General features: G+C 73.1%; 10 protein-coding genes. 6 read left to right on the top strand and 4 right to left on the bottom strand.

Features of this window, described 5'->3' with window-relative positions; all coding sequences use genetic code 11:
- Window positions 1-49: 49 nt before the first annotated feature.
- Both ACSNN9_RS25490 and ACSNN9_RS25485 read right to left on the bottom strand, forming a co-directional pair.
- Window positions 50-886 (bottom strand): peptidylprolyl isomerase, encoded by an 837-nt coding sequence (locus ACSNN9_RS25490; RefSeq protein ID WP_436675745.1) that lies wholly within the window; start codon window positions 884-886, stop codon window positions 50-52.
- Between the two features lie 65 nt (window positions 887-951).
- Window positions 952-1,839 carry a peptidylprolyl isomerase gene (locus ACSNN9_RS25485; RefSeq protein ID WP_436675744.1) on the bottom strand — a complete coding sequence of 296 codons (888 nt, stop codon included), beginning with the start codon at window positions 1,837-1,839 and terminating at the stop codon, window positions 952-954.
- A gap of 314 nt (window positions 1,840-2,153) precedes the next feature.
- On the opposite strand from ACSNN9_RS25485, the gene ACSNN9_RS25480 reads away from it, so the two are divergent.
- From ACSNN9_RS25480 to ACSNN9_RS25470, 3 genes are all read left to right on the top strand, one after another.
- Window positions 2,154-2,873 (top strand): MBL fold metallo-hydrolase, encoded by a 720-nt coding sequence (locus tag ACSNN9_RS25480; protein ID WP_436675743.1) that lies wholly within the window; start codon window positions 2,154-2,156, stop codon window positions 2,871-2,873.
- Between the two features lie 124 nt (window positions 2,874-2,997).
- Window positions 2,998-4,326 (top strand): histidine--tRNA ligase, encoded by a 1,329-nt coding sequence (gene hisS, locus ACSNN9_RS25475; RefSeq protein WP_436675742.1) that lies wholly within the window; start codon window positions 2,998-3,000, stop codon window positions 4,324-4,326.
- Between the two features lie 69 nt (window positions 4,327-4,395).
- Window positions 4,396-5,328 carry an acyl-ACP desaturase gene (locus ACSNN9_RS25470; RefSeq protein WP_436675741.1) on the top strand — a complete coding sequence of 311 codons (933 nt, stop codon included), beginning with the start codon at window positions 4,396-4,398 and terminating at the stop codon, window positions 5,326-5,328.
- Between the two features lie 94 nt (window positions 5,329-5,422).
- Here ACSNN9_RS25470 and ACSNN9_RS25465 read toward each other — a convergent pair whose 3' ends face one another.
- On the bottom strand, window positions 5,423-5,944 hold the full coding sequence (locus ACSNN9_RS25465; protein WP_436675740.1) for a PaaI family thioesterase: 522 nt from the start codon (window positions 5,942-5,944) through the stop codon (window positions 5,423-5,425).
- A 56-nt stretch (window positions 5,945-6,000) separates the two neighbouring features.
- Here ACSNN9_RS25465 and ACSNN9_RS25460 point away from each other — a divergent pair, with 56 nt between their 5' ends.
- A complete protein-coding gene (locus ACSNN9_RS25460; RefSeq protein ID WP_436675739.1) occupies window positions 6,001-6,477 on the top strand; it encodes a winged helix-turn-helix transcriptional regulator in 477 nt (158 codons plus the stop codon).
- A gap of 81 nt (window positions 6,478-6,558) precedes the next feature.
- Here ACSNN9_RS25460 and ACSNN9_RS25455 read toward each other — a convergent pair whose 3' ends face one another.
- Complete coding sequence (locus tag ACSNN9_RS25455) at window positions 6,559-7,389, bottom strand: GDSL-type esterase/lipase family protein (RefSeq protein WP_436675738.1); 831 nt, start codon at window positions 7,387-7,389, stop codon at window positions 6,559-6,561.
- 251 nt (window positions 7,390-7,640) lie between these two features.
- Between ACSNN9_RS25455 and ACSNN9_RS25450 the strand changes: the two genes are divergently transcribed.
- Entirely contained in the window at window positions 7,641-8,690 is a 1,050-nt protein-coding gene (locus ACSNN9_RS25450) for a S1 family peptidase (RefSeq protein ID WP_436675737.1), read from the top strand.
- 382 nt (window positions 8,691-9,072) lie between these two features.
- Complete coding sequence (aspS, locus tag ACSNN9_RS25445) at window positions 9,073-10,878, top strand: aspartate--tRNA ligase (RefSeq protein ID WP_436675736.1); 1,806 nt, start codon at window positions 9,073-9,075, stop codon at window positions 10,876-10,878.
- Window positions 10,879-11,116 lie beyond the last annotated feature (238 nt).

The following is an 11,116-nucleotide window of genomic DNA, read 5'->3' as shown; positions in this document are numbered from 1 at the left end:
GGCCCCGCCGGCGGGGCCGGCGGGCGCTCGTCGTACGGCTGGGAGTGGGTCAGCCCTGGGGGGCGCTCATCGTGAGCTTTTTGATCGTGACTTCCTTCTTCGGGTGGCCGCCACCGGCCTGCTTCGCGAACGCCTTGTCGTCGCCGGCCGCCGCAACCTGCTTGACGAGGTCCATGCCGCCGGTGATGGTGCCCAGGACGGTGTAGTTCGGGTCCAGCGGCGAGTCGCCGTAGACGATGAAGAACTGGCTGCCCGTGCTGCCCGGCTGGCCCGAGTTGGCCATCGCGATCACGCCCTCCGGGTACGGGGGCCGCTTGTCGGTGGGCAGGTTCTCCTCGGCGAGCCGGTAGCTCGGGCCGCCGGTGCCGTCGGTCTGCCGCCAGCCCTTGCCCGACGCGCTCGGGTCGCCGCACTGGAGCACCTTGATGCCCTCGGTCACCAGCCGGTGGCACTTGCTGTTGTCGAAGAAGTTCTTCTCCGCCAGGTGGGTGAAGCTGCCCGCGGTGCAGGGCACCGCCGCCCGGTCGATCGTGGCGGTGATCGGGCCCAGGTTGGTGTCGATCGTCATCGTCTGGGTGCCCGTGTTCGACTGCTGCACGGGCGGCAGCCCGACGTCCTTGATCTGCGGGGACCGCTGGTCGGTGGGGACCTCGGTCCAGGCGCACTGCACGTTGCCGGCCGCCGGGCCGGCGGTGTCGGTCTTGTCGTCGTCGCCGAGGGTGGTGACGAGCCAGACCGTGCCGGCGACGACGAGGACCAGGACCGAGGCGGCCCCCACGATCGCCTGGGTCTGCCGGCGCTTGCGGGCCCTGGCCGCGCGCTCGGCCATCTCCTTCTCGAGCCGGGCGCGCGCCGCCGCGCGCTGCCGCTCTCTGGTGGACGTCACGCCTGGATCCTCCTGGGCTGTCGGGTGGCGCGGTCGGTGCCGCTGAGGTTGGTGGGGCGGCCGGGTCAGCCGGCGCTCGGGCTGGCCGCCGGAGCGCCCGAAGCGGACGGCGCCGGTGCCGAGGCCCCCTGCGCCACGGGCTCACCGACGGTCAGGCTCTGCACGACCACGTCGTCGTCCTTGGGCTTGACCTTGGCCCCCGTCCCATTGTCCACGGTCGGCTTGGCACCGATCTTCGCCACCACGTCGATCCCACCGGTGACCCGGCCGATGATCGGGTACTTCGGGTCGGCCGTCGTGAAGTCCTTGAAGAACATCAGGAACTGGCTGCCGTTGGCACCCGGCGGGTTGGCGATCATCGCGACCGTGCCCTTCGGGTAGGTCGCGGGCTGGCCGGCTGCGGGGCTCGCCGACGGCGACGGCGCGGTGGGGACGTTCTCGTCGTAGAACGAGTAGGTGGGGCCGCCGAGCCCGGTGCCGCTCGGGTCGCCGCAGCGCACCGCGCCCTCGGTGGTGATCTCGTGGCACTTGGTGTTGTCGTAGAACGACCGGCCGGCCAGGTGGGCGATGCTCGCCGCCGCGCACGGGGCGCCGGCGAGGTCGAGCTCGACGGTGATCGGCGCGCCCTGGTTGGTGGTGACCGTCATCGGGCGCACGCCGTCGGTGGGCAGCCCCTGGGTGGCCGGGGTGCCGACGTCCTTGAGGTTGGTGTTCGCGGTGGCGTCCTGCGGGGTCCACAGGCAGACGTCCTCGGCGGCCGTGTTCTTCTTCGGCTCGTCGTCGAAGGCGCCCAGCGCCCACGCCGAGCCGGCCACGATCAGCGCGAGGACGACCGCGACGCCGACGCCGGCCTGGATCTGCCGACGACGCTTGACGGCGGCGGCCCGGCGGGCGAGTTGCCGGTCGAGCTTGGCGCGCGCCAGTTTGCGCTGCCGGTCCCTGCTGGAAGCCACCCGTGCTCCCCTTCCTCTACCCTGGTCGTCACCGGTGGTCGGGCGTCCTGCGCCCGTTGGGCGGCACGTGCGCCACGCCACACGCCCGCCAGAGTGTACGGCTACCGGCTGGGAAAGTGGTGTACGAGGTCCGGGCCGGGTCTATCGGAACGCGTCACTGTGCCCCCGAGGGCGTCCGAACCGTGGCCCCGGGGGCGTCCGGAACGGGCACGGGCGTCGCCCCGTGGGGTGCCCCGGGGCGGAGGCGCAGAACCTCCTCGCGCCGCCCGATAGGCTGCTGACAGCGAACAAGCTCGACGGAAAGGGGAGCGGACGTGCTCGTGGCCGGCTTTCCCGCGGACGCCTTCGGCACCAACTGCTACGTGGTCGCCGCCGCGCCGGGGGAGCAGTGCGTGGTGGTCGACCCCGGCATCGGGGTGCTCGACCGGCTCGACGCCCTGCTGGCCGAGCATCGGCTGCACCCGGCCGCCGTCCTGCTCACCCACGGCCACCTCGACCACACCTTCTCGGTGGCGCCGGTCTGCGGCGCCCGGGGCATCACCGCGTACGTGCACCCCGGCGACCGGGAGATGCTCGCCGACCCGGCCAAGGGGCTGTCGGCGGACCTCACCGCACTCTTCGGCGGGCGGCTGCCGTACACCGAGCCGGAGGACGTCGCCGAGCTGACCGACGGCGCCACGCTGGCCCTCGCCGGGTTGGAGATCACCGTCGACCATGCCCCGGGCCATACCGGCGGGTCGGTGCTCTTCCGGCTGCCGGCCGCCGGCTCGTCGTGGGAGGCGGATCAGCTCTGCCTCTCCGGCGACGTCCTGTTCGCCGGCTCCATCGGCCGCACCGACCTGCCGGGCGGCAGCATGACGAGGATGGTCACCAGCCTCCGGGACAAGATCCTCCCGCTGGCCGACGACACCGTCGTGCTGCCCGGGCACGGCCCCGCGACCACCATCGGCCGCGAGCGCGCCACCAACCCGTACCTCGTCGAGGTGGCGGGGGGTGCCGGGGCGCGACCGGCGGCTCCCACCCGCGGCCTGTAGCCCGGTCGCCGACTCTCCGTCCCGCGGCCGACGACCGGCCGCACCGACTTCCCGCCCCGCGGCCGGTGGCCGGCCGCGCCGACTCTTCGCCCGCGCCGACGCGCGGGACCGCGAACGGAGCATCATGAGCAAGCCCACGCCCATCTCCGGCTTCCCGGAGTGGACGCCCGCGCAGCGGATGATCGAGCAGTACGTCCTCGACAGGATCCGCGGCACCTTCGAGCTGTACGGCTTCGCCCCCCTGGAGACCCGCGCGGTGGAGCCGCTGGACCAGCTGTTGCGCAAGGGGGAGACCTCGAAGGAGGTCTACCTGATCCGGCGCCTGCAGGCCGACGCCGACGGCCCGGCCGGCGACGACGCCCTCGGCCTGCACTTCGACCTGACCGTGCCGTTCGCCCGCTACGTGCTGGAGAACGCCGGCAAGTTGCAGTTCCCGTTCCGCCGCTACCAGATCCAGAAGGTGTGGCGGGGCGAGCGACCGCAGGAGGGGCGCTACCGCGAGTTCCTCCAGGCCGACATCGACATCGTCGACCGGGACACCCTCGCTGCGCACCACGAGGCGGAGATGCCGCTGGTCGTGGGCGACGCGCTGCGCTCGCTGCCGATCCCGCCGGTGCGGATCCAGGTCAACAACCGCAAGATCTGCGAGGGCTTCTACCGGGGCGTCGGGCTCACCGACCCGGAGGCGGCGCTGCGCGCGGTCGACAAGCTCGACAAGATCGGCCCGGCGAAGGTCACCGAGCTGCTCGCCGAGACGGCCGGGGCCAGCGAGGCGCAGGCCAAGGCGGTCCTGTCGCTGGCGGAGATCTCCGCCCCGGACGCCTCCTTCGCCGACGCCGTCCGCGCCCTGGGCGTCAGCGACCCGATGCTCGACGAGGGGATCGAGGAGCTGGTGCGGGTGGTGGAGACCGCCGCCGCGCACTCCCCGGGTCTCTGCGTGGCCGACCTGCGCATCGCCCGCGGCCTGGACTACTACACCGGCACGGTCTACGAGACGCAGCTCATCGGCTACGAGCGGTTCGGCTCGATCTGCTCCGGCGGCCGGTACGACAACCTGGCCAGCGCCGGAGCCACCCGGTTCCCGGGGGTGGGCATCTCGATCGGGGTGACCCGGCTGCTGGGGCTGCTCTTCGGCGCCGGCGCGCTGTCGGTGTCGCGGGACGTGCCGACCTGCGTCCTGGTCGCGGTGGCCAGCGAGGAGCAGCGCGCCGCCAGCAACCGGGTGGCCGAGGCGCTGCGCTCCCGGGGCGTGCCGACCGAGGTGTCGCCGAGCGCGGCGAAGTTCGGCAAGCAGATCCGCTACGCCGAGCGGCGGGGCATCCCGTACGTCTGGTTCCCCGGGGTGGACGGCGCGGCCGACGAGGTGAAGGACATCCGTTCCGGCGAGCAGGTCGCCGCGGCGGCGGGGGAGTGGACGCCGCCCCGGGCGGACCTCAGGCCGCTGGTCAGCTGAGACATTACTGGCGCGTACGCGCGATCGGACCTACGGTGGCGTAAGTTACGCCACCGTAGGGAGATCGTCGTGACGACACTCAGCCAGACCGCCCTGCTCCTCGAACTGGAGCCCGTCGTCGAGCGGAACCTCGACCGGCACCTGGCCATCGCCAAGGAGTGGTTCCCGCACGAGTACGTGCCGTGGAGCGAGGGGCGCACCTTCGACGGGCCGCTGGGCGGCGAGGCGTGGTCCGAGGGCGACTCGACGATCCCCGACGTGGCCCGCACCGCGCTGATCGTCAACCTGCTGACCGAGGACAACCTGCCCTCGTACCACCACGAGATCGCCACCCTGTTCGGCCGGGACGGCGCCTGGGGCACCTGGGTGCACCGGTGGACCGCCGAGGAGGGCCGCCACGGCACCGCCATCCGCGACTACCTCACCGTCACCCGGGCGGTCGACCCGGTGGCGCTGGAGCGGGCCCGGATGGTGCACATGTCCGCCGGCTACGCCAACGTGCACGACGACGAGGTGCTGCACTCCCTGGCGTACGTCTCGTTCCAGGAGCTGGCCACCCGGATCTCGCACCGCAACACCGGCCGGGTCACCGGCGACCCGGCGTGCGAGGCGCTGCTGGCCCGGGTCGCGGCCGACGAGAACCTGCACATGGTCTTCTACCGCAACCTGCTGGCGGCGGCCTTCGAGCTGGCCCCCAGCCAGGCGATGCGGGCGGTCGCCGACGTGGTGGCCGACTTCCAGATGCCCGGCAACGGCATCGACGGCTTCGCCCGCAAGTCGGTGGCGATCGCCCTCGCCGGCATCTACGACCTGCGCCTGCACCGCGACGAGGTGGTGGCGCCGGTGCTGCGCCAGTGGGACGTCTTCAACGTGACCGGCCTGGACGCCGACGGCGAGGCGGCCCGCGAGGCGATCGCCGCCCACCTCGACGAGCTGGAGCGCGCCGCGTCCCGCTTCGAGGAGAAGCGCGACGCCCGCGCGGCCCGCCTCGCCTCCCGCTGACCCTTCCCGGCGACAGGGCCGTCGATCATGCAGTTGTGGCGGGGGACGGAACGCCTGAACCACCGGGATCCCGGCACCACGACTGCATGATCGACTACTCGGTGGGTGGGGGGCCCAGGGGGAGGAGGAGGCAGGTCGAGGTGGCGTGGGCCACCAGGCGGGACTTCGCGTCGAGCAGCCTCGCCTCGGCGAGGGCGGTGCGGCGACCGCGCTGCAGGACGGTGCCCTCGCAGCGCAGGGTGCCGCTCGCGACGGTGACCGGGCGGAGGAACTTCACGTTCAGGTCCAGCGAGGTGTAGCCGATCCCGGCCGGCAGGGTGGTGTGCACCGCGCACGCCGCGGCGGTGTCCAGCAGGGTGGAGATGACCCCGCCGTGCACGGTGCCGAGCGGGTTGTAGTGGAACTCCTGGGGGACCAGTTCGACGGCCACCCGGCCCTCGTCGGCCTCCATCCGGGACATGTCGACCAGGTGCATGATGGGCGGCGCCGCCAGTTCCCCGGCGATCATCGCGCGGAGCAGCTCCAGGCCGCCGCGCCGGCCGACGTGCGCGGCGTTGATGCCCGGGTCGGACCACGAGAAGGTGCGGCTGCGCGCCGGATCCTGCGTCTGCGTCATGGACCCAGCCTCGCAGCGCGTTGCTGAGTCTGTCAATCAGACCTAGCCTGGAGCGCATGAGACCCGCGGCACTGGACTGGTCGGTGGAGAACTGCACCATCGCCCGGGCGATGGAGATCCTCGGCGAGCGGTGGACCCTCGTGGTCCTGCGCGAGGTCTTCAGCGGCGTCCGCCGCTTCGACGACATGCGCGTGCGCACCGGCGTCCCCCGGCAGGTGCTGACCAACCGGCTGGCGATGCTGGTGGAGCGCGGCGTCCTGCGGCGCGAGCCCTACCGGGAGCCCGGCAGCCGGGAGCGCCACGAGTACCGGCTGACCGGGATGGGGCTCGACCTGTGGCCGGTGCTGGTCGCCGTGCTCGGCTGGGGGGACCGCTACCTGGCCGACCCGGAGGGCTCGCCGTTGACGGTCGCGCACCGCGACTGCGGCGCCGAGATCGGGGTCGCGCTGCGCTGCGAGCGCGGGCACGAGGTCGACCGGCCGCGCGACGTGGTGCCGCGGCCGGGGCCCGGGGCGCGCCGCCGCGCCGGGTGAGCGCGCCGGCGGGTCGACCTGCCCCGGGCCGCCGCCGCGACGCGCGGACGGTGGTCGCCGCCCGCGCGTCGGCCCGGTCCGCTACCAGCCGAATCCGGCGGCGTACGAGACGCTCGCCAGGACCTGCTGCCCGGAGGTGTTCGGGTGGAAGTAGTCCCAGGTGGAGAGCTGCCCGAGGGTGAACGGGTAGCCGAACACGGCGTTGTCGTCGAAGTCGCAGTTCGGGCCGTACGCGGCGCAGGCCTGGGCGAGCTGCGCGTTGTAGTCGACCACCCGCTGGCGTACCCGGTTGCGCCGGTCCACGTCCGCCTGCGCCGTGGAGGTCGGGTTGGCCAGCATGGACTGGCAGATGCCGAACAGCGACCAGGCGCTGCGGGCGCTGCCGCTGTCCTTGCCGACGGCCCAGAGCCGGTGGATGTCCGGCACGCTGATCACCTGCACCCGGGCGGTGGGCAGCCCGGCCTTGAGGCGGGCCAGCGCGGCGTCGATGTTGGCCCGGTAGGTCGTCACCGGCGTCATCGCCGCCTCCGTGCTGGTGCAGGCGTCGTTGGCGCCGATCAGCATGGTGACGTAGTCGACGCCCTGGCTGACGGCGGTGCCGGCCTGGCCGTACATGTCGGCGGACTTCGCGCCGGTGCGCGCGTCGTTGTGGTTGCGCCCGTTGATGGCCGCGTTGGTCGCGCGGATGCGCAGGTACTGGCTGTTGACGGCGGAGTCGCCGCCGGTGCTGAAGGAGCGGGAGGTGCAGTCGGAGTACCAGCCGCAGGCGTTGAAGCCGCGGGTGATCGAGTCACCGAGGCTGGCCATCGAGTTCGGGGGCGGACCGGGGTCGGCGGCGGCCGGGGTGCCGGCCAGCAGGACGAGGGCGGTGAGGGCGGCGAGAGGGGCGAGCAGCCGTCGGACGGACTTCATGGTGGCCTCCGGATCGCGGGTGCCGAATGGGGGGACGGTGGACCGAGCGTATAGACGTACGTCAGTGTCCACAATGTTTCCGGCAGATGGCCGCCGCAGTCGGGGCGAAAAGGACAAAGTCGGGTCTTGCATACGAACTCAAGTATGTGAATACTTCAGTGAGCTCAGCCGGTACCCCCAGATCGGCAGGGCCGCTCCCGGCCCGGGTCACCCCCGACGCGGGCCCGTCACCCCTCCCTGGAGGTTGTTACATGCGACCCACGAGGTCCTCGCTCCGTCGCGCCGCCGTCGTCGCCGCGGCCGGCGCCATGGTTGCCGGCTCGCTGATCGGCGCGCCCGCCCAGGCCGCACCCTCGCTCGCTTCGCCCGACGCCGCCGCCAGCCTGGCCGAGCGCCTCGGCGACCGGTCCGCCGGCACGTACGCCGACGCCAACGGCAAGATGGTCGTCACCGTGACCGACGCCCTCGCCGCCCGGCAGGTCAGCGCCGCCGGCGCCACCCCGAAGATCGTCAAGCGCGGCGCCAGCGAGCTGGCCCGGGCCACCTCGGAGCTGGACCGCTCCGCCAAGATCCCCGGCACCGCGTGGTGGACCGACCCGGCCACCAACCAGGTCGTCGTCTCCGTCGACAGCACCGTCACCGGCGCCAAGCTGGAGCGCGTCAAGGCCGCCGCCGCCCGGATGAACGGCGCGATCCGGATCGAGGCCGAGGCCGGCGTGCTCAGCACCCGGATCTCCGGCGGCCAGGCCATCTACGCCGGTGGCGGCGGTCGCTGCTCGCTCGGCTTCAACGTGCGCAGCGGCACCACCTACTACTTCCTGACCGCCGGGCACTGCACCAACATCTCGTCCAGCTGGTACAGCAACTCCGCCCAGACCAACCTGCTGGGCAGCCGCACCGGCACCAGCTTCCCGGGCAACGACTACGGCATCGTGCGGCACAACAACTCCGCCAACGCCGCCGGCAACGTCTACCTCTACAACGGCAGCTACCGGGACATCACCGCCGCCGGCAACGCCTACGTCGGCCAGTCGGTGCAGCGCTCCGGCAGCACCACCGGCCTGCGCAGCGGCTCGGTCACCGCGCTCAACGCCACGGTGAACTACGCCGAGGGCTCGGTCTACGGCATGATCCGCACCAACGTCTGCGCCGAGCCGGGCGACAGCGGCGGCTCGCTGTTCAGCGGCTCCACCGCCCTGGGCCTGACCTCCGGCGGCAGCGGCAACTGCAGCAGCGGTGGCACGACCTTCTTCCAGCCGGTCGGCGAGGCGCTGAGCCGCTACGGCGTCAGCATCTTCTGATCGAACGCACCGCAGCGGGCCGCCGGGTGATCCCGGCGGCCCGTCCGCGTGCCGGGACCGGTTCGCCGGACTCAACCGGGCAGGTCGGGGTGCGTTCCGGCCGGTGAGCACCCCCGCGCCCCGCCCGCCGGCGCGCTGGCGGCCACCCTCGACCGCCGCCGGCTGCTGATCGGCGTCAGCAACGACCGGGCGGTGGTCATCGAGGCGGGCGCCTGGAACATCCGGGCGGACCGAGGCACCGGGGCGCGGCGATGCCGTCGTCGGGCCACCCGCCCACGCGACGCGGAGCACGAGCGCGTCGACGGGTGGCGCGGACCCTCGCCGGGGGCGGCTGACAGAATGCCAGGAGTAACGGTGGACCGCAGATGAGGAGACGCAAGTCGTGATCCGTACCCATGACGCCGGCAGCCTGCGCGCGACGGACGCCGGCACCACGGTGACGCTCGCCGGGTGGGTGGCCCGCCGGCGCGACCACGGCGGCGTGATCTTCGTCGACCTGCGCGACGCCTCCGGCGTGGTCCAGGTGGTGTTCCGCGAGGAGGACGCGCACGCGCTGCGCAACGAGTTCTGCGTCCGGGTGACCGGCGAGGTGACCCGCCGCCCCGAGGGCAACGAGAACCCGGAGCTGCCGACCGGCGAGATCGAGGTGACCGCGGCCGAGCTGGAGGTGCTCTCCGAGGCGGCGCCGCTGCCCCTGCCGGTGGACGACCAGGTCGAGGCCGGCGACGACATCCGGCTGCGCTACCGCTACCTCGACCTGCGCCGCAGCGGCCCGGCGAAGGCGATGCGGCTGCGCTCGCGGGCCAACCAGCTCGCCCGCGCGGTGCTGCACGAGCGGGACTTCCTGGAGATCGAGACTCCGACGCTGACCCGGTCCACTCCGGAGGGCGCGCGCGACTTCCTGGTGCCGGTGCGGCTCCAGCCCGGCAGCTGGTACGCGCTGCCGCAGTCGCCGCAGCTGTTCAAGCAGCTGCTGATGGTCGGCGGCATGGAGCGGTACTACCAGATCGCCCGCTGCTACCGCGACGAGGACTTCCGCGCCGACCGGCAGCCGGAGTTCACCCAGCTCGACATCGAGATGTCCTTCGTCACCGAGGACGACGTCATCGACCTCGGCGAGGCGATCGTCTCGGCGCTCTGGAAGGACCTGGCCGGCCACGAGATCTCCCGGCCGATCCCGCGCATCACCTGGCACGACGCGATGGCCCGCTACGGCTCCGACAAGCCCGACCTGCGCTACGGCGTAGAGCTGACGGAGCTGACCGACTACCTGCGCGGCACCGAGTTCCGGGTCTTCGCCGGCGCGATCGACGCGGGCGGCTACGTCGGCGCGGTCGTCATGCCGGGCGGCGCGTCGCAGAGCCGCAAGGAGCTCGACGGCTGGCAGGACTGGGCCAAGGCGCGCGGCGCGCGGGGCCTGGCGTACGTGGTGCTCGACGCCGAGACCGGCGAGGCGCGTGGACCGGTGGCGAAGAACCTCTCCGCCGCGCACCTGGGCGGGCTCGCCGACGCGGTCGGCGCCAAGCCGGGCGACGCGGTCTTCTTCGCCGCCAGCACGAACACCCGCGAGGCGCAGGAGCTGCTCGGCGCGGCCCGAATCGAGATCGCCAAGCGGGCCGGGCTGGTCGACGAGAGCGCCTGGGCGTTCTGCTGGGTGGTCGACGCGCCGATGTTCGAGCGCACGGACGAGGGGGGCTGGACGGCGGTGCACCACCCGTTCACCTCGCCGAACTCCGAGTGGGTCGACCGGTTCGAGGAGGCGCCGGACCGGGCGCTGGCGTACGCGTACGACATCGTCTGCAACGGCAACGAGATCGGTGGCGGCTCGATCCGTATCCACCGGGGCGACGTGCAGAAGCGGGTCTTCGACCTGCTCGGCATCACCCCGGAGGAGGCACAGGACAAGTTCGGCTTCCTGCTGGAGGCGTTCAAGTACGGCGCCCCGCCGCACGGTGGCATCGCGTTCGGCTGGGACCGGGTCTGCATGCTGCTCGCCGGCGCGGACTCGATCCGCGAGGTCATCGCCTTCCCGAAGACCCGGGGCGGCTTCGACCCGCTGACCGGCGCGCCGACGCCGATCACCACGCAGCAGCGCGCCGAGGCCGGCATCGACGCCAAGCCGAAGCCGGCGGCGGCGCCGCACACCGGCACGGCCGGCCCGGCCGCCCCGGTCGCCGACCCGACCTGACGGACCCGGCCGACCCGCCTCGGCTCTCCGGCCCGGGCCGCCGCGGCCCGGCTCGCCCGCCGACCGGGGGGTCTGCGTCATGATTCGCCGGACGACATGACGCGGACCTCCCGGTCGTCCACGGGAGGCGGGAGCGGGAGGGGAGCGGGATGACGCTGCTCGTGGTGGGGGCCAGCGGGTACCTCGGCGGCGAGGTCTGCCGGCAGGCGGTCGCGGCGGGGCGGCGAACTTGAACGCC

Source organism: Micromonospora sp. URMC 107, assembly GCF_051386315.1.
In the GTDB taxonomy this organism is placed as follows: domain Bacteria; phylum Actinomycetota; class Actinomycetes; order Mycobacteriales; family Micromonosporaceae; genus Micromonospora.
This window is presented reverse-complemented; position numbering and strand designations above follow the sequence as displayed.